Raw genomic sequence first — 22,356 nt, 5'->3', positions numbered from 1 at the left:
AGCCACGCTCAACTCCCTCATTAAGGGAGTGTCAAGGATCAACCGAAGCAACTGTCAAGCATCAGCCGAAACACTGTCAGGAATCACCCGAAACAGATATGTCCAGCATCAGCCGACCTAATACAAACGCGAAGTGCCCCCGGCAGGATTCGAACCTGCGACACCGGCTTTAGGAGAGCCGTGCTCTATCCCCTGAGCTACGAGGGCGGACCGCTGGGAGCTTACCGGCTCGCCGGCCGCTGCGAATCAAACCTCACTGTCGGAGGCCCGCGTCGATTACGCTACTGTAAGTTCCGTAATTGGATGCGGCCGTCGCGGTCAGGAGGAGATGTCGTGCGCAGTCGCTACGCCGGCACGCCGTTCACAACGCCCACCGACGAAATCCAGCGGGCGCTCGAGGACGTCAGCGTCCCGACGCTGTTACTCAGCCTCGTGCACATCACCGGCGACACCCGCTTCATCCGCGACTACGCCCAGGCCGGGTTGTTCCTCAACGAGGTGCAAGGCTTCATGTCCGAAGAGGACAAGGCTCGGGCGAGGGCCGAGGCGCTGGAGGTGATCACCGACTATCGGGACCGCGGCTGCCCCGAACCCGCACCGCTGGACGCGTCCGTCGTCAAGCAGATGATGGATTGGGCCGCATGCGAACCCGTCGGTGAGGAGTACCTGCCGCTGCTGACCGAGGAACTCGACCTCGAGGGCGTCGACCCACGCAAGCCCGAACCCATCGATCCAGACGCGGCGGCGGCGCTTCCCGTGCTCGTCATCGGCTGCGGTGAGTCCGGGCTGCTCGCCGCAATCCGGCTCAAGCAGGCCGGCCTGCCGTTCACGGTGGTGGAGAAGAACGCAGGCCCCGGCGGAACCTGGTGGGAGAACAGCTATCCGGGCGCCCGCGTCGACGTGGCCAACCACTTCTACTGCTACAGCTTCGAACCCAGCAACAAGTGGAGTCACTACTTCGCCGAGCAGCCCGAGCTGCGCCAGTACTTCGTCGACGTGATGGACAGACACAGCATCGGCGAGCACGTGCGGTGGGAGACCGAGGTGGTCTCGGCCGACTGGGAGGACGATTCGGGCACCTGGTCGGTCGCCGTGCGCGCGAAGAACGGCCGGGTGTCCAGGGTCTCCGTGCGCGCGATCATCAGCGCGGTCGGCCAACTCAACCGGCCTCAGATCCCCGTCATCGAAGGGGCTGACGCGTTCGCCGGACCGGCCTTCCACTCCGCCGCGTGGAACCACGGCGTCGATGTCACCGGCCGCCGTGTCGCACTGATCGGCGCCGGTGCGAGCGGTTTCCAGATCGCGCCCGCGATCGCCGACCGGGTCGAGCACCTCGACGTCTACCAGCGCACCGCCCAGTGGATGTTCCCGAACCCGATGTACCACAACGAGGTTGGCGACGGTACCCGCTGGGCGATGGAACACCTACCGTTCTACAGCCGCTGGTACCGGTTCCTGCTGCTGTGGCCGGGCGCCGACAAGGGCTTGGACGCCGCACGTGTGGATCCCGCCTACCAGCAAGGCGATTACGCGGTAAGCGACATGAACGCCGCCGCGCGGATGATGTTCACCGACTGGATCACCACCCAGGTCGAGGGCGACGAAGAGTTGCTCGCCAAGGTTCTGCCCGACTATCCGGCGACGGGTAAGCGCACGCTGCAGGACGACGGCACCTGGTTGCGAACTCTTCGCCGGGACAACGTCGACTTGGTCCGCACGCCGATCGAGCGGATCACGCCGACGGGTGTGGTGACCGCCGACGGTCAGGAACGGCGCGCCGATATCATCGTGTACGCCACCGGTTTTCGCGCCACCGAGGTGCTGTGGCCGCTGCGGATCACCGGCCGCGACGGCGACGGCAATCGGATCGACCTGCGCGACGTCTGGGGTGACCGGCCCTACGCCTACCGAGGGATCATGGTGCCGGGCTTCCCGAACTTCTTCCTCACCTACGGCCCCGGCACGCATCTGGCGCACGGCGGCAGCCTCATCTTCAACTCCGAGTTGCAGATGCGCTACATCGGCCAGTGTCTGCGCGCCCTGGCCGACGGGGTGCACTCGATCGAGCCGAAGGTCGACGCCACCGACGACTGGCGCCGCCGGTCACAGGAGGCGATCAAGATGACGGTCTGGTCGCACCCGTCGATCGAGCATTCCTACTTCAAGAACGCCCGCGGTGAGATCCACACCGTCAGCCCGTGGAAGCTCTACGAATACCACGACGCGGTGCGCGAACCGGAGTGGTCGGACTTCGTGGTGCGGTCGGTTGAATCCGTTGTCGCACAAGCACGAAAATCTTAAAGCTCGGCGATCACCTTCGCGAACGGCTCGGCGTGGAGCTGCTGGACGGTGATGTAGCTGATGCCGTACGTCTCGCGGTAGCCGCGCAGCGTGTCGGCGATCTCGCTCGTCGACCCCGACAGCACAGCGGGGGTAGCCAGCAGCTCCTCTTCTGACAGGTGGGGGAGGAACCGGCTCGTGATCGACAGGTCGGGCCTACCGGAATCGTCGGTCGGCATGGCGGTGACGGCGATGTTGAGCTCGAGGTCGTCGAACCGGTCACCGGCCGCTTGGCGCAGGAACGCGATGCGGTCGGCGAGCGGATCGGAGGTCGCGGTGATCGGGGCGCCGCCGGTCAGCCCGATGATATCGGCGCGCTGAGCGGCCAGCGTCAACAGCTTGTCGCCGTTGCCCGCGATGAGGATCGGCACATCGGGCGCGTGCTCGTTCATGTGCTCGGTCACGTGGCGCAGCCAGTCCACTCGTTGGCCGGCCGAGGGATAAGGCAGCTCGGCCTGTTCGAACTCCTCCTTGACATAGCCGGCGCCGAGGCCGAGGTCGAAGCGCCCGCCGCTGAGATCACGCAGCGTGGTCACCTCCCGCGCGAGCAGCGCGGGCCGGTAGAAGCCGGCGTTGAGCACGAACGTGCCCACGCGGAGCCGTTCGGTCGCCATCGCCATCGCCGTCATCATCGGGAACGGCGCGGTCGTGTAGAGGTGGTCGGCGACGTGGACGATGTCGTAGCCCATGTCCTCGGCGCGGCGGGCCCAGTCCTGCACTGACTTCTGACGGCGGGCGGCCTGCAGACCGACGCCGAACCGGAACGGTTTGGTCACGGATCGATCGTAGGAGGGTCACAGGAAGACAAAGGATGTTTGACGCGCAGAAGCTTCGGGCAATACATCTGCCGCCGACTTCGAATCACCGGAGTCCCCAGACTTGAAGGATTTGTTGCCCCGATCCGGCCCGTCGTTGAATCATCCGACGGGCCGGATCAATATTTCGGCTACCACAGACTATGGCCACGCATCCCACGATCGGCGTCGAAGAAGAGTTCCTGCTCGTTGACCCCGCGAGCGGGGAACCGGTCGCGTTCAACGAGGCCGTCGCCCGCGAGGCCGCAACCCGCGGTGTGAAGCTGCAACTCGAACTGACCACCTGCCAGGTCGAAACCACCAGCGAAGTGGTCGCCTCCTCCGGCGAACTACGCGACCAGCTGCTGCGGCTGCGCCGACTTTCCGCCGAGGCCGCGGACGCCGCCGGGGCGCAACTGCTGGCGGTCGGGCTGCCGCCCACGCTTCCGCAGGAGTTCCCGATCACCGACAGTCCGCGGTACCGGGAGATCGGCGAGAAGTTCGGGATGATCGCGCACGAGCAGGGCATCTGCGGCTGCCACGTGCACGTGGCGGTGCCCAGCCGGGAAGCCGCGATCCGGGTCAGCAACCGGCTGCGGCCCTGGTTGCCCAGCCTGCTGGCGCTGAGCGCGAACTCCGCGATCTACCGCAACTCCGACACCGGCTACGCCAGCTGGCGCAGTGTGCTGTGGGCGCGGTGGCCCAGCGCGGGCCCGCCGCCGCATTTCGACTCCGTCGACGAGTACGACGCCGTCGTGCAGATGATGCAACAGGCGGGCGCGATGCTCGACGACGGCATGATCTATTGGGATGTGCGGCCGTCGAAGAACTTCCCGACGATCGAAGTGCGCGTCGCCGACGTGCCCGCGACAGCGGCCGAGACCGTCCTGCTGGCCGCGCTGACCCGGGCCGCGGTGATGACGGCATTGGAGGACGAGCGGCGTGGCGAGCCGACACCGCCCCTCGCCGCGCATGCGCTCAAGGCCGCGTACTGGAAGTCCGCGCGCGACGGTCTCGACGGACATGCGGTCGACCTCCTGGAAAGCCATCAGCGTGTGCCCGCGCGAGAGCTGCTGGACCGGCTCGTCGAGCACGTGCGGCCCGCGCTCGAAGCCGTGGGCGACCATGACCTGGTGTTCGACGAGTTGCGCCGCGTCACCGAGCAGGGCAACGGCGCCATCCGGCAGCGCCGTGCGTGGCAGCGCCGCCGGGACGTGGGCGACGTCGTGGCCGAAGCGGCCGAGGCGACGATGGCGGGAGCGTAGGCCGACGGGCCTGGGGTACGCCGAAATCCGCACCAGGGCTGTGCTTCCGCGGAAATCACGACCGTCTCGCAGAAATCGGTGCAGATATCTAGACGAGCGGGAGCTCGGCGAACGGTGCGCTGGTCGGCTCCGCCGAACCGCCGGGCGGTTCGATGGTGAAGGCCAGCGTGCTCGAGTCGCCGATGTCGGGCAGCACGGCCGTCGTCGACGGCGCCACGGACTGCGGGTCCATGGTGCCCGCAGGATGCGGACCCTCCGCGTCGACCAGCCACATCTGGTAGACGGTGCCGGGTTGTGGCGGGGTGACGTTGTTCATCACCAGCACCCCGGCATCCTTCTCCCGCGAGAACACCACCGTCGCGGTGCCGCCGCCCGGAATCTCGCCCGAGACGGTGCGCACGTCAGGCGCGGCGAACACCTGCTCGGCGGTCGAGGGTTTGTCGGCCGGTCGCAGCGCCAAACCGACGCCCAGGGCGCCCGCGCCGACCACGACCACGGCGGCAGCGGCCAGCGCCATCTTCTGCCAACGCGTCGGACGCGGCCGCAACTGGCGTACCGGTTCCGCGCGCCCGCCGCCGATCTCGGCCAGCAGGCGCTCGCGCAGATGCGGCGGCGGTTCGGCGGCTGTGGCGGCCGACACGACCGCCATGGCCTCCCGGACATTGCGCACTTCCTCGGCGAAGGCCTGCGCGACGGCGGGGGGTGCGGCCGCCACGCGGCGGTCGACTTCTTCGCGTTCGGAATCTGAGATCGCGTTCAGGGCGTAGGGCGCCGCGAGTGCGCCGAGGTCGCTATCCATGGGCTCGGTCATGCCATCCCCAAGCACTTGCGGAGACCGCGGAGGCCGTCGCGCATCCGCGATTTGATGGTGGCGAGGTTCGCCGACAACCGTTCGGAGACCTGGGCGTAGGTCAGCCCGTCGTAGTAGGCCAGCTGGATGCACTCACGCTGTACATCCGTCAGCGATCCCAGGCAGTTGGCGACCTGGCGGCGCTCGTCGCGCAGGATCACCGAGTCGGCGACGTGATCGGACGGCAGTTCGACAGTGGCCGCGCCGTAGCGGTCCTCCCGCTGCGTCGCCGCCTGTTCGGACCGCACCCGGTCGACCGCCCGGCGGTGCGCGAGGGTCATCAACCACGCGAGCGGAGAACCCGCCGAAGGGTCGTAGCTTCGCGCGGTGCGCCACACCTGCAGGTAGACGTCCTGCGTGGTCTCCTCGCTGTACCCGGGATCGCGCAGCACCCGGGTCACCAGGCCGAACACCCGCGCACGGGTGCGGTCGTAGAAGGTGGCGAAAGCTTCGACGTTCTCCTCGGCAACCTGGCGAAGCAGCTCGTCGAGGTCCGTGGTCACCAGTGGTAGCCTAGCCACCCGCGTGTGCACCGTCATGAATATCGCGATCTGGCGGTGTTGCCGACGAAAGCCGCTGTCGGAGCGACAGTTTCGCCGACCGCTTCGGCGCCGCGCACCAGAGGGACACGCCGCAGCCACAGCGTGAGGTGCTGGAGCCGGTACTCCAGCGCAGTCATCAACGGCGCCAGGGGGGCCTTCACCTGCATCAGCAGCACCTCGGCGATGCCCGCGCGCCTGCGTGCGCCACGCACGGTGGCGATGAACGCCGGGCCGTTGCCGCGGTGCAGCGATACGGTCACGTTCACCTCGTCGCCGGGGTGCGGCGCGCGCACCAGGTAGTGACCGTAGGTGCCGTTGAACGGCGACACCCGCAGCCTCTTCGGCGCCATTGACGTCCCGTCCGGGCTCGGCGGCAGCAGATACGCGTGCCGTTCACCGCGGTGGTTGTGCATCTCCATGACGATGTGGCGCACGACGCCCGCCGTGTCATGGCACCAGTACAGCGTCACCGGGTTGAACGTGTAGCCGGCCACCCGCGCCTGCAGCAGCGCGGTGACCCGCCCGCCGCCCAGGTCGACACCGCGGTCCCACAGGAACGCGTCGATGCGCTGGCGCAGCGAGTCGCCCGGGGCGCCGTCGAGGTGGTCGCGGGCGTCGAAGCGCGCGAAGGGGCGCAGCCACCACGGGACCCGCGGAAGCCGGTCGACGTCGACCAGCCAGCTGTATCCATGATGCTCGAAATGGTGGTACACCGGCGCACGACGCAGGTGCGCCGTCCGGGTGCGGTACAGGTAGGAACCATCCACACGGAGGTATTCGTAGCCACCCGAGCGACGGATGGGTGCTCAGCCCGGACGGTCTCAGGCCGGGCAGTAGAGCGCCGTCAGGACATCTCCGCGCGGATCCTCGGCGGGCGCCGTCGACTCCGGCGACTGCGTCAGCGTCACCGAGATGGCCGGCCCCTCGAAGCTCTTGACCGCGAAACCTTGATACCCGGCGATGTCGCCGCCGTGGCCCCTCGCGGTCGCGCCGCACGGCAATGACACCCGCCCGAGGCCCAATCCGTACTCGAGAAGTCCCTCGGTATCCGGCATGGGAACGGTCCGCATCATCTCGTCGAGCTGAGGGCGGGGCACCACCCGCCCCTCGAGCAGCGCGGTGATGAACGCCGTCGTGTCCTCGTTCGTCGATACCAGGCCGCCCGCCGTCCACGCGGCGGAGGCGTTGAAGTCGGTGACGTCGGTCCGTCTGCCGTCGACCAATTCGTACCCGTGGGCGAACGGCGCCCGCAGCCCGTTCTCGCCCGGCGCGGGGAAGTAGGTGTCGAACAGCCCCAGTGGCGCGATGATTCGCGCGGTGATCTCGTCGGCCGCCGGTCTCCCGGTCAGCCTCTCGATCAGCAGGCCGGCGACGATGTGGTGTACTTCATCGTCGCACCGGGGGCGAACTGCGCAGGCCGAGCCAGCGCCCTGTCGAGCAGTTGGTCGCCGCCCACGGGCTGGTCCGGGATCTCGAACGCACTACGCCGAGCGTAGTTCCCAGGAATGTGCGGTGGCGACGAGCCCTTGGATCAACGCGGAGGTCGCCGGTGTGAGCCCGTCGTCGCTGGGTAGTTGGCTGCGCGGGCTGATGCCGCGCACCCGCGGTGTGAGCTCGAGTTGCACGCCGCCTGCGCGGACGCGGTTGACGGGGTTGTCGGGGTGCAGCCCGCGCAGTTCGCGCGGGATCGCGTCGAGATCGGTGATGACTTGGTAGCCAGGCACTTCGACGTGTTGGGCGAGGTGGTCGGCGAGTCTTCGGTTGCGCCCGCCCGCGAGCAACTGGGTGCTGCGACCGACGCGGCCGTACCCGTGCAGTGACACCGCGACGTCGACGTGGTCGAGGAACTCCGCGAGGCGTTGGGACTCCTGCGCCCGGTACAGCGCCGAGGGCAGATGGTGCGGATAGTGGTCGGGATGGCGCACCGCGTACAGCGAAGCGCCCGCGGCGTCGGCGGCGCGTCCGGCGATCACATCGGTCATCTGCTCGAGGTCGCCGCCGTGGATGGCCAGAAAACCGAAGCGGGACCGCACGATTCGCTCCTCGACGATGCCCGGCTGCGCCAGGAGTTCCGAAAGCGACTGGGGGGCAGGGATATCGGATGGGTCCGAGCGGCCGGGCCAATGCGCCGGATCCCACCGCTTGAGGAAATCGATCCAACGGGATGGCAGGCCGTGGTGCAGGGCGCCGTCGATGATGCGCTCGAGGTAGCCCGGTCGCGGCGGACCCGGTTCGACGCGGTGGTCGATGTACACCCACGCCTCGGCGGGCCCGTCGTCGGTGTGCACGGTGAGCCGGTCGCGGCGGTAACGCACCGGAACGCCTTCGGCGCTGTCCAGCACCGCGAGATCGCGGTCGTTGAGCTGCCACAGCACACCGTGCACTTCGGAGCCGTGGAACGGTTCGACCGTGGCGACGCCGCGCTCGTTGATCAGCCAGTCGTGGTCGGTCAGCATCGCCGGCCGCGGATGCGCCGCGGCCGGGCACCGCAACGCCATCTGGTGGACGTTGAGGTTCGAGCCGTAGGCGAAGTAGGTGTGCATCAACCCGTCAGCGTCAGATAAATCAACACCACGTTCAAAAGAGTAATCAGGCCGGCGATGACCCACCCGATAGCCGTCGTCACCCGATGGTTGACGTCGGCGCCCATCAAGGCGCGGTCGCTGGTCAGCCGCACGAGCGGAATCAGCGCGAACGGTATCCCGAACGACAGCACCACCTGCGACAACACCAGCGCCCGGCTGGGATCCAGGCCGATCGCCAACACCGCCAGCGCGGGCAACAGCGTGATGAGGCGGCGCAGCACCAGCGGAATGGAGCGGTGCAGCAGGCCCTGCATGATCATCGCGCCCGCGTACGCGCCGACCGACGACGACGCCAACCCCGAGGCGAGCAGGCCGATCGCGAACAACAGCGCGATCGTCGGCCCCAGGGTCTCGCCGACCGCTGCGTGCGCACCCTCGATCGAGTCGGTGTTTTCCTGGCCCCGCAGGTTCGTCGCGGCGACCAACACCATCGACAGGTTGACCGCGCCGGCGATCACCATCGCGATGCCGACGTCCCAGCGCGTGACCCGCAGCAGCATCCGTCGCATCGGCCCGGGGGCGGGATGGCCGTGCCGGTCCCGGGCCAGGCCCGAGTGCAGATACACCGCGTGCGGCATCACGGTCGCGCCAAGCATCGCCGCCGCGATCAACACGCTCTCGGTGCCGGCGAACTTCGGCACCAGGCCCTTCGCCGCCTCGTCGAGCGGTGGGGGAGCGACGAACAGGCTGGCGAGGAAGCCGACCGCGATGACCGCCAGCAGGCCGGTGATGACGCGTTCGAACGAGTTCTGGCCGTGGCGGTCCTTGACCATCAGCAACACCAGCGACACGACACCGGTGATGATGCCGCCGGCCAGCAGCGGTAGGTCGAACAGCAGGTACAGCGCGATCGCGCCACCGACGACTTCCGCGAGATCGGTTGCCATCGCGACTAATTCGGCCTGCATCCAGAAAGTCAGCCGGGTGCGGCGGCGCATCCGGCCGCCGACCGCCTCCGGCAGTGACATACCGGTCACCAAGCCGAGCTTGGCCGAGAGGTACTGCACGATGCAGGCCATCGCGTTGGCCGCCACGATCACCCAGATCAGCAGGAACCCGAACTGAGCGCCGGCGCTGACGTTGGCGGCAACGTTGCCAGGGTCGACATAGGCGATGGCCGCCACGAACGCCGGTCCGAGCAGCAGCCAGCTCGGGCGCGCCTTCACCTCGGTGCTCTGGGCCACCCCACCCTCTTTCTATCCGGGGTTGCGAATAGAAAAGTTAGGGTAACCGAAACCCGGACGTAGGTGGTGGGTGGGGTTATTTGTGCCCGCCACCAAGCCCGATGACGAGGCCGCCGCCCCATGGCCAGCCCCAGTACGGGCTGGTCTGCACCGACGGTGACGTGACGATCTGTGAACTTCCGTTGGTCCGGCACTGCGTGGTGTTAGGGGCGATGTTGGTGCACTGGGGCGCGGCGCCGGCGAGGGGTGCGACGAACGCTGACGCGCCGATGACTCCCGCGATAGCCGCTGTGAGATAACGAAATCGAGCTTTCATGGTTGGCCTCCTCGGCCAGGGGCACTTCTGGTCAGCGACTGCGCATACGGCGAGCGCTGCGAAAAACGTTGAGCGTCAATCCCGAACGGTCACGGGAAGAAGAAGCCGTCGCCCTCCCACATGCTTCCCCATGGGCCGACGTACTCCTGCTGAGCGGGCGTGGCGTCGATCGAAACGTTGCCCGGCGACGCGCATTCGGTGGTGGACCCGCCGATGGCCTGTGCACCGCCGGTGTCGACGCACTGCGGCAGGGTCGGGTTCGGGTTCGGAGCCGGTTCGGCGGCGGCAGGCGAGGCCGCCGCGAGTGCCGCGGCGATGCCGCCGGCAGCGATCAGCGGTGCGAGATAACGAAGGGTGGTCCGCATAGGCACGTCCTCGATTCTGATCGACCCCCGGCTTCATCGCACAGCGTACAACCCTTTTCCGGTGATCAGCGGCAAGTCGAGTGCGGTGCGGATGCCCGGCGGCGCGGCCACGACCGGGGGGATCGCGTTGACGACACGGGCGGCCGTCGCGACGAGTCCGGCGTGGTTGTGGTCACCGTTCGGGCTGCTCAGACACAGGTCGACCGTGTACGAGGGCTCACCGGTGATCTCGATGCGGTACGAGCCACCCTCCTGGGCGGGCTGCGGCCAGTCCGGGTGGAGGTCATCGCGTAGCCGGGTGACGTGTTCGAGCACGACGGCGACCTTGTCGTCCTTGATGCCCTGGACCTCGAAGCGCAGCGCCGCCGCGGTGCCCTTGGCGATGTGGCCCGCTGCGATGTCGAAATCCTCGGGAGCCGGTTCGCGCACATAGGTTTCGGACACCTTGTCGAGTTCGATGCCGAGCCCCGCGGCCAGCTGTCTCACTACCGATCCCCAGGCCAAGCTCAGGACGCCGGGCTGCAACAGCATCGGGATCTCGTCGAGCGGCTTGCCGAAGCCCATCACGTCGAACATCACCGTCGCGCTGTCGTAGGTGTCGTAATTGATGATCTCCATGCACCGGATCTGCTCGATGCTCTGACAGGTTCCGGCGAGCGCGAGCGGTAGCAGGTCGTTGGCGAATCCCGGATCGATCCCGTTGACGAAGATGCTCGATCCGCCCGTCTGGGTGGCTTCCTCGATCGGCTTGACAAGTTCGTCGGGCAGTACCTCCCACGGGTACTGCAGGAAAACCGCGCTGCTGCCGACGACGTTGACGCCTGCGGCCAGGATGCGGCGGTAGTCCTCGAGCGCCTCGGGCAGCCGGTTGTCGGCCATCGCGGTGTAGACCACGCAGTCGGGTCGGGTCGCAAGCACCGCGTCGAGGTCTGTCGTGGCAGTGATGCCGGTCGAAACCTGCAGTCTGGCAAGCTCACCTGCGTCCTTGCCGGCCTTAGTCTCCGACGACACCCAGACGGCGGTGAGATCGTACTGCGGATCGTTGATGAGTTGGGTCAGCGCGTGCCTGCCGACGTTGCCGGTGCCGACCGCGGCCACTTTGATCGTCATCGAAGTCCTCTCACAGATCCGGGATGGGCATGTCGAGATTGGGCACCGTGAGACCGCCGTCGACCTCCAGCGTCTTACCGGTCAGGTAGCTGCCAGCGGGTGAGGCCAGGTACACCGCGGCGGCGGCGATGTCCTGCGGATCGCCGAGCCGGCGCATGGGGGTGGCCTTCTCCATGGGCTTACGCAGGTCGTCGTTGGAGGCCACGATGTCGAGCGCCGACGTGAGGATCGATCCCGGTGCGATCGCGTTGACCCGTATCCGTGGGCACAGGTCGAGTGCGGCGAGGCGGGTGTAGTGGGCGAGTGCGGCTTTGGCAGTCCCGTAGGCCGCGAAGCCTCGGCCGGCCAGCCGGCCCATTGTCGAGGTGACGTTGATGATGCTGCCGCCGCCGGAGTGCTCGAGCATCAGCGGAACCGCCGCGGTGGTGAGTGCGTGCGCGGTCGTGACGTTGAAGGTGAACGCGTCGCGCAGGTCCTTGGTGGAGGTGTCCAGTAGCGCGTTGGGCATGGTGCCGCCGACGTTGTTGACGACGATGTCTAGTTTGCCGAACGCCTCGACCGCGGCGCCGGCCAACGTAGCGGTGTCGGCAGGGTGAGCCAGGTCGGCGACCACGACGTGCGCCCTGCGGCCCACGCCCCTGATCTGCTCGGCGACTTCCTCGAGTTGGGACTGTGTGCGCGATGCGATCACCACGTCTGCACCGGCTTCGGCGAATGCGACCGCCATCGCCGCACCCAGTCCGCGGCCGGCGCCGGTGACCACCGCGACCTGGTCGTCGAGCCGGAACCTGTCAAGAATCACGTTTCGAATCCTTCCTTCGCCGGGCGAACCGTAACAGGGCACGGCAACGCGCGTGAGGGCTTTCTGAAACACGTTCTAATTTGACCGCAACGCGGTCGGTGGACGCGAGTACTATCGAACCTATGTTCGAAGAGGCTTCGGATGCGGACTTGGTCACCTTGATGGGTGAGGAGGCGCGTGAGGAGTCGGCGGCGATGGGACGGCGGTTGTCGTTGGTGGGGGAGTTGTGCGCGCGGCGTCACCCCGAGACCAAACCACCGAGCGCTACCGCGCCCCGGCCAACGCCGTAGAAGAAATCCTGGCCGGCATCTACGCCCAAGTACTGGGCATCGAACGCGTCGGCGTCGACGAATCCTTCTTCGAACTCGGCGGGGACAGCATTTTGTCCATGCAAGTTGTGTCACGCGCGCGCGCAGCCGGCGTGCAATGCCGGCCGCGTGACGTGTTCGTCGAGCAGACCGTGGCTCGGTTGGCGCGCGTGGCGCGGACGGCGGACGGTAGGGCCGGCGTCGTCGATGAGGGTGTAGGGCCCGTGGTGGCCACGCCGATCATGCGGTGGCTGCAAGACGTCGAGGGACCAGTCGACCACTTCAATCAGACGGTGTTGTTGCAGGCGCCTGCGGGTGCAACCGAAGCCGATGTGGTGATGCTCGTTCAGGCATTGCTCGATCGGCACGCCATGTTGCGACTGCATGTGGATGGCGAAGGCTCCGGCGGGTGGTCCCTGCGTGTGCCGGAGGCCGGTTCGGTGTCGGCACGCAAGTGTGTTCATGCGGTGAAGGTGTTCTCTGACGCCGCACTGGTGGCTGCGCGGGAACGGTTGAATCCGGCCGCGGGTGCGGTACTCAGCGCACTGTGGGTGTCTTCGACGAGTCAGTTGATATTGATCATGCACCATTTGGCGGTCGACGGAGTGTCATGGCGGATCCTGCTGGAGGATCTCAACATCGCCTGGGCGCAGCACCGTAATGGTGTGCCGGTTGAGTTGGCCGCCACCGGGACCTCGTTCGCTCGGTGGTCGTCGTTGTTGGCTGAGCATGCTCGCGACGCGGAAGTCGTTGCCACCGCGGATGAGTGGCGGAGAATCGCATCGGCGCCCGCGCTGCTGCCCGCGTTGAATCCGGAAGTAGACACTTTCGCAGATGCCGGGAACGTGACGGTGCCGCTGGACACCGAGGTAACTCGATTGTTGCTCGGCGAGGTGCCGGCTGCCTTCCATGCAGGGATCAACGACATCTTGTTGATCGCGTTGGGTCTGGCGTTGGCAGAGTTCGTCGGTGTGGGTGCCGCGCCGGTGGGTATCGATGTCGAGGGCCACGGTCGTCACGAGGAACTCGACGACGTCGATTTGTCTCGCACGGTGGGCTGGTTCACCACGAAGTACCCCGTCGCTCTGAAGATCGGTCGGCTGGACTGGGCGAAGGTGCGTTCGGGCGCCCCCGCCTTGGGAGCCGTGCTGAAAGCTGCCAAAGAGCAACTGCGGAGTATCCCTGAAGGCTTGACCTATGGGTTGCTGCGATATCTGAATGCCGACGTAGAGCTTGCCGCACCGGATCCGCAAGTCGGTTTCAACTATCTGGGTCGCCTGGGCGCGGCCGCCGGCGAGCTTTCGGAGGATCTGTGGCGCGTCGATGCTGACGGTGCGTCGGTTGGTGCGGCGGCCGCGGCGATCGCCATGCCGCTCATGCACACTCTGGAACTCAATGCCGGCACTGTCGAAACTCCGGTCGGGCCTTCACTGCACGCAACGTGGACTTGGGCACCGTCAGCGCTCAACCACGCGCAGGTGGACCGGTTGAGTCGCTTGTGGTTCGAAGCCCTGTCTGGGATTTGCGCCCATGTCCGACAGGGTGGGGGCGGCTTGACACCCTCTGACATCGCGCCTGCACGACTGGCGCAGGCGCAGATCGACGACCTGGAGCAGGAATATCATGCGGCGGACATCCTGCCGCTGACCCCGCTGCAGCAAGGTTTGCTGTTCCACGCCATGACCGCAGCAGGAAACGATGACGACGTCTACGCCGTGCAACTGGATATCACCGTCAGCGGTCCTCTGGACGCGCACCGCCTCAAGGATGCGGTAGACGCGGTTGTCAACCGCCACCCCAACCTGGCGGCTCGCTTCTGCCACAACCGCCTTGATGAGCCGTTGCAGGTTATCCCTGACAACCCCGAAATCCCATGGCAGTACGTTGATTTCGTCGGCGAAGACGATCTGGAAGCACGAATGCAGCGACTCTGCGCTGAAGAACGGGCTCTGGTCTATGATCTCGCCGAACGGCCGGCCTTGCGCGTGGCGCTGGCTCGTATCGGCCGCGAGCAGCATCGGTTCATCCTGACGAACCACCACATCCTGCTCGATGGCTGGTCCATGCCGATCCTGCTCGGGGAGATCTTCGCCAGCTATTCGGGGCAGCGACTTCCCGCATCCGTGCCGTACCGCCGGTTCGTGTCCTGGCTGGCTGATCGCGATCTGGAAGCCGCCCGCGCGGCATGGCGCGAGGTGCTTACCGGATTCGAGAACCCGACGCTGGTCCGTCCCCCCGAACGGTTGGGGCTGGGGCCAAGAGACACGCGGTCCTTCCAGGTGGCAGAGGGCACGACTCAAGCACTGACCGAGTTGGCCCGATCGCGGCACATCACCGTCAGCACCGTCCTGCAGGCCGCGTGGGCACAGTTGCTGATGTCGGTGACAGGCCAGGACGATGTCGCCTTCGGTACCGTCGTTTCAGGACGGCCGGCCGACGTTGCAGGCGCGGATTCAATGGTGGGGCTCCTGATCAACACGGTGCCTGTGCGTGCGCGCATCACGTCCACGACGACGACCGTAGATCTGCTCGACCATCTCCAAGACCTGCAGGAGAAGACCTTCGAGCATCAGCACCTCGCGCTGAGCGAAATCCATCAGATCAGCGGTCAGCGCCAGTTGTTCGACACGGTGTTCGTCTACGAGAACTACCCGATCGGTGCCGGTGGTGGATTGGCAGATGGCCATGATTTGGCAGTCACCGACATCGATGTCCGCGACTATTACCACTACCCACTCACGGTCCAGGCGATGCCCGGTGACGAACTGCACTTACGCGTTCAGTTCCGCACTGATCGATTCGAGCCGCAGACCATCGAGACGCTTATGAGCCGGTTCATCCGGATCCTGGAGACCATGGTCGCTGATCCGACCGGAAGGCTCTCGATTGCCTCGCTCGGCACGCGCAACACCCGGCGATGGGAGGATTGGACTTCGACGCCGGCGATTGCTTCGGCGCCTTCATCGAAGCACCCTGATCGCCATCGCGAACCGGTCGATCTTGTCGAGCAGGTTCTCGTCGACATATTCGCCCAGGCGCTGAACGCGGACAGGGTCGGCGTTCGCGACTCCTTCTTCGATCTGGGCGGGGATTCGCTGGCCGCCACGCGGGCAATCGCTGCGGTCAACGCGGCCTTCGACATCCTCTTGCCGGTGAATACGCTGTTGGATGCGCCATCGGTTGAAAGCCTGAGCAAGCACGTGAACTGGCATGCCAGCAAGGTGGAGAAGTCGAGCGGCGAGCACGGTCAGCGACGATAGGCGTCAAACGGTCACATCACGACGCCACTCGCTCCTCATCGGTATCGATCGCGGATCGAAGAAGGTACCTAGCCGAGTAGAGGTTCAATTGGCTTGTGCGGGTACCAACTTCTCGCACAGCAGGCCTGCAAGGCCGCGGACTGTAGTGATGTCGGTGGGAGGGATGCGGACGCCGGTCTCGGTTTCGATGCGTGTGCGCAGTTCCAGTGCGCCTAACGAATCCATGCCGTACTCGGAGAGCGGGCGGTCGGGATCGACACCGCGGCGCAGGATCAAGCTGATCTGCTCGGAGATCAGATGCTGCAGACGGACAGGCCATTCGTCCATGGGCAATTGGTCAAGCTCTGCCTTCAATTTGGCCGTACCCGTGCCGTCGGCCCCGCTGGATCGGAACGCTTCGCCGAACGGACTGATTGCGGCGAACGCGGCCAACCACGGCGCATCCATTGTCGGCGCATAGCCGGTGTAGCTCCGGTCGTGCCGCAGCAGCGCTTCGAACGCGTAGGCGCCCTCGGTAGGGGCGATGGCAGCACCGGTGTCCTCAGCCAGGGCGGTGCCGCGCCCGATCTCATCCCAAGCACCCCAAGCGATTGCGGTCGCGGGCAGACCCTGGGTACGACGCCACCGCGTGAATGCGTCGAGCCAACTGTTGGCCGCTGCGTAGGCGCCCTGTCCCGGCGAGCCGACCAGTGCGGCGGCCGAGGAGAACGAGCAGAACCAGTCCAAAGGCTGCTCGACGGTGGCGGTGTGCAGGCTCCACGCTCCGTAAACCTTTGGTGCCCAATTGCGCTCGACGAGCTCGTCGGTGATGTTGCTGAGTGCAGCGTCCTCGATCACCCCGGCCGCGTGCACCACCCCCCTCACGGGAAATCCGGTGGCGGTCGCCGCGGCCACCAACCGCCGACCCGTGTGGGCATCGCCGACGTCGCCGCACTCCACCACGACCTCGCCGCCGACCTCGCGGATGCGCTCGATGGTCTCCAGCGCTTCGGTGCTCGGTTGCGACCGCGAAGAGAGCACGATACGGCCACAACCGGCGGCAGCCATGTGCTCCGCCAAGAACAAGCCCAATCCACCCAATCCGCCGGTGACGATGTAAGCGCCGTCGCTGCGGAATATCGGCGCTTGCGCCGGCGGCACCACCACCCGACTGGAGCCCGTGTGCGGGATATCGAGCACCAGTTTGCCCGTGTGCTGTGCACCGCTGATCGTCCGGATGGCGTGGACCGCGTCGGCGAGCGGATAGTGCATGGTCTGCGGCACCGGTAGCGAACCGTCTGCGGTGAGCCGATACACCGTGTCCAGCAACTCCCGGAGCCGTTCCGGATGGCTGACCGACATCAAGGCCAGGTCGACGGCGTGGAATGTGAGGTTGCGCCGGAACGGGAAGAGCCCCAGATGGGTGTCGCCGTAAATATCGCGCTTGCCGATCTCGACGAATCGTCCGCCGAAGGCCAGCAACGCGAGACCGGCGCGCTGAGCGGCCCCGGTGACCGAGTTGATAACGACGTCGACCCCGTAGCCGTCGGTGTCGCGGCGGATCCCATCGGCGAACTCAAGGCTGCGCGAGTCGTAAACATGCTCGATTCCCATGTCACGCAACAGCTGCCGACGCTCCTCGCTGCCGGCGGTGGCGAAGATCTCGGCGCCGGCGGCCCGAGCGATCCCGATGGCCGCCAGCCCCACCCCCCCGGTGGCGGAATGGATCAATACCTTCTCGCCGCTTCTGATCCGCGCCTGGTCATGCAAGCCATACCAGGCGGTGGCTGTCGCGACGGTCAGCGCGGCGGCGTCACCCTCGGCGAGGCCGTCCGGCAATGCGACGGCCAGGTTCGCATCGCAGGTGATGAACGTACCCCAACAGCCGTCGGCGCAGATCCCACCGACGCGATCGCCCACCTGGTAGCGGGTCTCACCGGGTCCGACCGCAGTCACGACCCCTGCGAAGTCGGTGCCCAGTTGTGGCAGGTGCCCCTCGAAGGCGGGATAACGGCCGAACGCGACCAACACGTCGGCGAAGTTGATGCTGGACGCGTGGACCTCGACTTCGATCTGTCCGGGACCCGGCGTAACCCTGTCGCGCGCAACCAGTTCCAGGGATTCGAGATCGCCGGGAGTGCGGATCTGTAACCGGATCCCGTCTCGCCCACGATCGGCCACCCGGGTTCGCCGCTCCTGCGGCTCCAGCGGGGCGGGCCGCAGTCGCGCCGTATACCACCGGAAGTTCCGCCAGGCCGTCTCGTCTTCTTCCGAGCCGCTCAGCAGCTGCTGCGCCAATTGCCCTGCGTCGGTGATGTCGTCGATGTCGATCTGGGTAGCCACCAGATGCTGGTGCTCATTACCGATCACCCGGACCAGACCCCGTAGGCCACCCTGCGCAAGATTGGGTCGGTCGCCCGCCAGGACGCTTTGAGCGCGGCGGGTCACCACGAAGAGGCGAGGCGGCTCGCCGGAAGTCTCGGCCAACTCACGGGCGATGCGCGCCAGCTGCTGCACATACTCACAGCCCAGCAATGCGGCGTCCGCGTCGGTGATGCCCGTGTCCGGGCCCATGAAAATGGCAATGCCGTCGAATCGGTTGCCTTTCAGATGATTTCTCAACTGCTCGGTGTTTGAGTCGTGATCGGCGCGCGGTGGCCAGGACATCACTGTGCAGTGAGCGCCGTGGGCTGTCAGAACGTCACCTACATCGGTCATGACAGCGTCGGTGGCGGTGCTGACCAACAGCCACGCCCCAGCGTCGGCGTGCGGAATTTCAGGCAACGCTCGTTGCTGCCAGTCGACGGTCAGGAGCCGTTCGGCCAACACTCGGTCTCGCCGACCTTGTTCCGCCACGCCCGTGCCGAGTCGCAGGCCCCGCACCACGAGCACCGCTGTCCCGTGTTCGTCGAGTACGTCGATGTCGGCCTCGACCCCGTCGGACTGAGCGCCGGTGACGCGGGTGTAGCAGTAGCGCGCGTTGCGTGCCGAGCCATAGGCGCGGAGCAGTCGGACACCGAGTGGCAACGCCATCACGCCGGCGCCAAGGGACTGGACTTCCGGATGGGCGGCGACCGACTGGAAGCATGCGTCCAGGAGCGCAGGGTGAACGCCGTAGGCGTCTTGCTGGGAACGAATCGAGCGGGGCAGGGCGATTTCGGCGAGCACGGCGCCACTGCTCGCGTCGCCGGTGTGCACCACGGCCAACCCCGTGAACGCGGGACCGTAGGTGACGCCGTGTCCGTCGACGCGCCTACGGACCTCATCGCCATCCAGGGCAGCGGGATGGGCGGCCAGCAGCGCGGACGTGTCGTAGGTGGGTCGTAATTCGTCATCGGCGGCATGCAGCACCGCGGAAGCGTGTCGCTGCGGTTCGCCGCCCTGGTGCGTCTGCACCATGAAATCGAGTGCCTCGGTCGGCTTGGACCATGACGCCAAGGCCGTCACCGTAGTCTGCTCGTCGAGCAGAAGTGCCTGCTCGAAACGTATGTCACGGACCTCGGAACCCTCGCCGAGCACCTCGCGTGCGGCCACGAGCGCCATTTCGCAGTAAGCCGCCCCCGGAAAAACCGGAACGTTGTGGACCTGGTGATCACCCAGCCACGGTTGCGCTGCGGTGCCGATGTCGGCCTGCCACACGTGGCGCTCCGGTTCGTCTCGCAGATGCACATGCGAGCCCAACAACGGATGCACCGCGATGGTGGACCCACCACGTACCGGGCCTTCCTGACCACCGTTGGTCAGCCAGAGGGGGCGGTGCGTCCAGGTCGGCAGCGGCGCGTCGACCAAGCGTCCGCCCGGGCAGAGAACGGAGAAGTCGATGGCAGCGCCGGCCTCGTGCAGATCCACCACGAAGCCACGCAACCCGTGGGGCAGCGGCTGCTCGCGGCGCATGGCGGCAACCGCGGCCAACGGGATCTCGCGACTGCGGGCGGTCTGTTCGAGAGCGCGGGTGAGCAGCGGGTGTGGCGACAACTCCGCGAAGACACGGTGACCATCCTCCATCGCCGCCTGCACCGCGGTGGCGAACCGCACCATCCGGCGCATGTTGGTCACCCAGTACCTGGCGTCGCACACCGGTTGCTCGCGCGGGTCGAACATGGTGGCCGAGTAGAACGGTACGTCCGGTGTCCTCGGGTCGAGGAACGCGAGGGCGTCGGTCAGCTCGGCGACTATCGGGTCAACTTGCGGTGAGTGGAAGGCCACGTCGACGGGGAGTTCCCGGGCCATCACGTCGCGCTGCTCCCAGCCAGCGATCAGATCACGGACCGTCTGGGTGGCGCCGGCCACCACCGTGGAGTCCGGAGAGGGCACCACCGCCACGACGACGTCGCTGATGCCACCAGCCGCCAGCTCCGAAAGAACCTGCTTTGCAGGTAATTCCACCGCCGCTGTGGCACCTTGGCCGGCGATGCGCGACATCAACCGTGAGCGACGACAGACCATGCGCAGGCCGTCTTCCAGTGAGAGTGCGCCTGCGGTGACAGCCGCCGCAGCCTCGCCGAGGGAATGCCCGATGACGGCGCTGGGGTGCACGCCGTATGTCTTCATCACTTCGGCAAGGCCGACCTGGAACGTGAACAGCGTCGGCTGAAGCCGCTCTTGACCGGTCACGACCTCAGGACTCGACATCGCCTCGGTCACCGAGAAGCCGGACTCATCGGCGATTATCTGCTCGGCTTGCGCCACAGTGGCGGCGAAAACCGGTTCGGTTCCCAACAAGTCGGCACCCATCCCGGCCCATTGCGAGCCTTGCCCGGAGAAGACCCATACCGGACCTCGGTCATCGCGTCCGACCGCAGGCTCAAAGGGGTCATCGCCTTCGGCGACCTCGCGCAGCGTCTTGATGAGCTCGGGCGCGCTGCTCGCGATGACTGCCGTGCGCACCGGCCGATGGGTGCGCCGAAGCGCCAATGTGTAGGCAAGATCGGGCAACAGCACGTCGTCTCGGTCATGCACCCAATCGGCCAACCGCCCGGCGGTACAACGAAGTTGCTCGGGCGAGCTGGACGACAGCGGGAACAACAACGGTGCCGTCGTCGACGATTCGGTTGACACCGGCGCCGCGGTAGCCGGAGCTTGCTCCACAACCGCGTGCACGTTGGTTCCCGAAATCCCGTATGACGACACCGCAGCGCGACGCGGATATTCCCCGTTTGTCGGCCACGGTGTATTGCTCTGTGGCACAAATAATTTCGTTTTGATCTGCGCCATCTCCGCAGGTAGTTGGGTGAAGTGAAGGTTCTGGGGAACGACGCCGTGTTGCAGCGCGAGCACCGCCTTCATCAACCCCAGCGCGCCAGAGGCCGCCTGAGTATGGCCGAAGTTGGTCTTGGAGGATGCCAGCGCACAAGGGTGATCGCTGCCGTATACCTCTGCGAGACTGGCGTATTCGATGGGGTCGCCGGTGGGTGTACCCGTGCCGTGGGCTTCCACCATGCCGACGCTTGCCGGATGCACGCCGGCCGCCGACAGCGCCTCCCGGTAGGCTGCGACCTGGGCCGGCTGCGAGGGCGTTGCGATGTTGACGGTGCGCCCGTCTTGATTGGCTGCAGTACCCTTTACCACTGCCAAGATCCGGTCACCATCGCGTTGCGCGTCGGTCAACCGCTTCAGCAGCACCACCGCGCAGCCCTCGCCGCCCACGAATCCGTCGGCGGCCGCGTCGAAGGCGTGGCAACGTCCTGTGGGGGACAGCATGCCCTCCGCGGAGCCTGCCGACCACTTGCGCGGGTCCAGGGCGAGACTGACACCGCCGGCGAAGGCGAGGTCACTCTCGCGCTCGTGGAGGCTGCGGCAGGCCAGGTGGACGGCGGTGAGGCCGGACGAACATGCGGTGTCCACGGTAAGCGCTGGACCGTGGAGGCCGAGGGAATGAGCGATCCTTCCAGACGCCAAGCTGAAGTTCGTCCCGGTGAATCCATAGGCCTGCGCGACGGCGCCGGCCTCCGCGGCCAACAACTGGTAATCGTTGTGCGTCAACCCCGCGAACACGCCCGTCAGCGTGTCGGCTACCGCGTCCCGCGTCAGACCGGCGTGCTCCATCGCCTCCCAGCAGGATTCCAGTAACAGCCGGTGCTGCGGGTCGCTCGCGGCAGCCTCGCGCTCGTTGATCCCGAAGAACTCGGCGTCAAAGCCCGCTACGTCGTCGAGGAATGCACCCCACTTCGATACCGTCCGGCCTGGTACGCCTGGCTCCGGGTCGTAGTATTCGTCGGCATCCCAGCGGTCGGGCGGAATCTCGGTGACCAAATCCTCGCCCCCGACCAGGGCCTCCCACAGCCGCTGAGGAGAGTCGATGCCTGCGGGAAGCCGGCACGCCATTCCGATGACGGCGACCGGAGTGACAGCTGAGCCCGAGTTCTCCGACGATTCGTGCGCGCTGTCGAACGACCTCATGTTTCCTCCCCGAACAACGATGCACTCCCCTGGCCGCTTCGCGGGTCAACGCCGCGTAGGTGCGAGGCGGGCGAAAGCTGCGCGATACATCACAGCAATCCTCCGGGGCTTCACATGCTGACGACACTTGTCACGACCAACCGTAATTTCGCCTGTGCCGAGTTGTCCCCGGAATACGAGTTATCGTTTCCCTCCGTCGCATGACCGAGATGGTTTGCTGCGATTTTGTGCGAATCGCCCCTCCGGGCGAGCAAGCC

At 66.6% G+C, this 22,356-nt stretch carries 15 protein-coding genes, 1 tRNA gene and 1 pseudogene; 4 read left to right on the top strand and 13 right to left on the bottom strand.

Going from position 1 to position 22,356, the window contains the following annotated elements; genetic code table 11:
* Positions 1-134: 134 nt before the first annotated feature.
* Positions 135-207: transfer RNA gene (locus AAHH99_RS16750), tRNA-Arg, on the bottom strand.
* A 126-nt stretch (positions 208-333) separates the two neighbouring features.
* Between AAHH99_RS16750 and AAHH99_RS16745 the strand changes: the two genes are divergently transcribed.
* Positions 334-2,301, top strand: coding sequence for a flavin-containing monooxygenase (locus AAHH99_RS16745; protein ID WP_418769734.1), 1,968 nt, complete (start codon positions 334-336; stop codon positions 2,299-2,301).
* Here the strand turns inward: AAHH99_RS16745 and AAHH99_RS16740 are convergent.
* On the bottom strand, positions 2,298-3,116 hold the full coding sequence (locus AAHH99_RS16740; protein ID WP_418769733.1) for an LLM class F420-dependent oxidoreductase: 819 nt from the start codon (positions 3,114-3,116) through the stop codon (positions 2,298-2,300). The genes AAHH99_RS16745 and AAHH99_RS16740 overlap by 4 nt on opposite strands.
* Before the next feature lie 182 nt (positions 3,117-3,298).
* Between AAHH99_RS16740 and AAHH99_RS16735 the strand changes: the two genes are divergently transcribed.
* A complete protein-coding gene (locus AAHH99_RS16735) occupies positions 3,299-4,399 on the top strand; it encodes a glutamate--cysteine ligase (protein ID WP_418769732.1) in 1,101 nt (366 codons plus the stop codon).
* Positions 4,400-4,487: 88 nt separating this feature from the next.
* On the opposite strand, the gene AAHH99_RS16730 is transcribed toward AAHH99_RS16735, so the two are convergent.
* From AAHH99_RS16730 to AAHH99_RS16685, 10 genes are all read right to left on the bottom strand, one after another.
* Positions 4,488-5,210, bottom strand: a complete 723-nt coding sequence (locus AAHH99_RS16730) for an anti-sigma factor (protein WP_418769731.1) — start codon at positions 5,208-5,210, stop codon at positions 4,488-4,490.
* A complete protein-coding gene (locus AAHH99_RS16725; protein WP_418769730.1) occupies positions 5,207-5,788 on the bottom strand; it encodes a sigma-70 family RNA polymerase sigma factor in 582 nt (193 codons plus the stop codon). The genes AAHH99_RS16730 and AAHH99_RS16725 overlap by 4 nt, the downstream gene beginning before the upstream one ends.
* The gene (locus tag AAHH99_RS16720; RefSeq protein WP_418769729.1) at positions 5,785-6,558 is read right to left on the bottom strand and encodes a DUF1365 domain-containing protein; all 774 of its coding nucleotides are present in this window, start codon (positions 6,556-6,558) and stop codon (positions 5,785-5,787) included. The genes AAHH99_RS16725 and AAHH99_RS16720 overlap by 4 nt, the downstream gene beginning before the upstream one ends.
* A 54-nt stretch (positions 6,559-6,612) precedes the next feature.
* Positions 6,613-7,113, bottom strand: coding sequence for a serine hydrolase (locus tag AAHH99_RS16715; RefSeq protein ID WP_418769741.1), 501 nt, complete (start codon positions 7,111-7,113; stop codon positions 6,613-6,615).
* Between the two features lie 159 nt (positions 7,114-7,272).
* A complete protein-coding gene (locus AAHH99_RS16710) occupies positions 7,273-8,334 on the bottom strand; it encodes a poly-gamma-glutamate hydrolase family protein (RefSeq protein ID WP_418769728.1) in 1,062 nt (353 codons plus the stop codon).
* Complete coding sequence (locus AAHH99_RS16705; protein ID WP_418769727.1) at positions 8,334-9,560, bottom strand: Nramp family divalent metal transporter; 1,227 nt, start codon at positions 9,558-9,560, stop codon at positions 8,334-8,336. Before AAHH99_RS16705 ends, AAHH99_RS16710 begins: the two co-directional genes overlap by 1 nt.
* A gap of 76 nt (positions 9,561-9,636) precedes the next feature.
* Complete coding sequence (locus tag AAHH99_RS16700) at positions 9,637-9,876, bottom strand: hypothetical protein (RefSeq protein ID WP_418769726.1); 240 nt, start codon at positions 9,874-9,876, stop codon at positions 9,637-9,639.
* A gap of 89 nt (positions 9,877-9,965) precedes the next feature.
* Entirely contained in the window at positions 9,966-10,241 is a 276-nt protein-coding gene (locus tag AAHH99_RS16695; protein ID WP_418769725.1) for a hypothetical protein, read from the bottom strand.
* Between the two features lie 33 nt (positions 10,242-10,274).
* Positions 10,275-11,351: a diacylglycerol kinase gene (locus AAHH99_RS16690; protein ID WP_418769724.1), complete on the bottom strand. Its 1,077-nt coding sequence runs from the start codon at positions 11,349-11,351 to the stop codon at positions 10,275-10,277.
* 10 nt (positions 11,352-11,361) lie between these two features.
* Complete coding sequence (locus AAHH99_RS16685; protein WP_418769723.1) at positions 11,362-12,153, bottom strand: SDR family oxidoreductase; 792 nt, start codon at positions 12,151-12,153, stop codon at positions 11,362-11,364.
* Between the two features lie 122 nt (positions 12,154-12,275).
* Between AAHH99_RS16685 and AAHH99_RS16680 the strand changes: the two genes are divergently transcribed.
* On the top strand, positions 12,276-12,443 hold the full coding sequence (locus AAHH99_RS16680; protein ID WP_418769722.1) for a hypothetical protein: 168 nt from the start codon (positions 12,276-12,278) through the stop codon (positions 12,441-12,443).
* A pseudogene (locus AAHH99_RS16675) lies at positions 12,392-15,721 on the top strand (condensation domain-containing protein); the annotation flags it as partial. The gene AAHH99_RS16680 and the pseudogene AAHH99_RS16675, both read left to right, overlap by 52 nt.
* An 84-nt stretch (positions 15,722-15,805) precedes the next feature.
* On the opposite strand, the gene pks2 reads toward AAHH99_RS16675, so the two are convergent.
* The gene (gene pks2 / locus AAHH99_RS16670; protein ID WP_418769721.1) at positions 15,806-22,099 is read right to left on the bottom strand and encodes a sulfolipid-1 biosynthesis phthioceranic/hydroxyphthioceranic acid synthase; all 6,294 of its coding nucleotides are present in this window, start codon (positions 22,097-22,099) and stop codon (positions 15,806-15,808) included.
* Positions 22,100-22,356: the final 257 nt, after the last annotated feature.

Origin of the sequence: Mycobacterium neumannii, assembly GCF_048452905.1 — a bacterium.
Taxonomy (GTDB): Bacteria; Actinomycetota; Actinomycetes; order Mycobacteriales; family Mycobacteriaceae; genus Mycobacterium; species Mycobacterium neumannii_B.
This window is presented reverse-complemented; position numbering and strand designations above follow the sequence as displayed.

What these genes read in the sequence shown, in the direction of transcription:
- AAHH99_RS16735 (WP_418769732.1), top strand. Translation starts at nt 3,299, where the DNA reads ATGGCCACGCATCCCACGATCGGCGTCGAAGAAGAGTTCCTGCTCGTT.
- AAHH99_RS16730 (WP_418769731.1), bottom strand. Translation starts at nt 5,210, where the DNA reads ATGACCGAGCCCATGGATAGCGACCTCGGCGCACTCGCGGCGCCCTAC.
- AAHH99_RS16725 (WP_418769730.1), bottom strand. Translation starts at nt 5,788, where the DNA reads ATGACGGTGCACACGCGGGTGGCTAGGCTACCACTGGTGACCACGGAC.
- AAHH99_RS16710 (WP_418769728.1), bottom strand. Translation starts at nt 8,334, where the DNA reads ATGCACACCTACTTCGCCTACGGCTCGAACCTCAACGTCCACCAGATG.
- AAHH99_RS16700 (WP_418769726.1), bottom strand. Translation starts at nt 9,876, where the DNA reads ATGAAAGCTCGATTTCGTTATCTCACAGCGGCTATCGCGGGAGTCATC.
- AAHH99_RS16695 (WP_418769725.1), bottom strand. Translation starts at nt 10,241, where the DNA reads ATGCGGACCACCCTTCGTTATCTCGCACCGCTGATCGCTGCCGGCGGC.
- AAHH99_RS16690 (WP_418769724.1), bottom strand. Translation starts at nt 11,351, where the DNA reads ATGACGATCAAAGTGGCCGCGGTCGGCACCGGCAACGTCGGCAGGCAC.
- AAHH99_RS16680 (WP_418769722.1), top strand. Translation starts at nt 12,276, where the DNA reads ATGTTCGAAGAGGCTTCGGATGCGGACTTGGTCACCTTGATGGGTGAG.
- pks2 (WP_418769721.1), bottom strand. Translation starts at nt 22,099, where the DNA reads ATGAGGTCGTTCGACAGCGCGCACGAATCGTCGGAGAACTCGGGCTCA.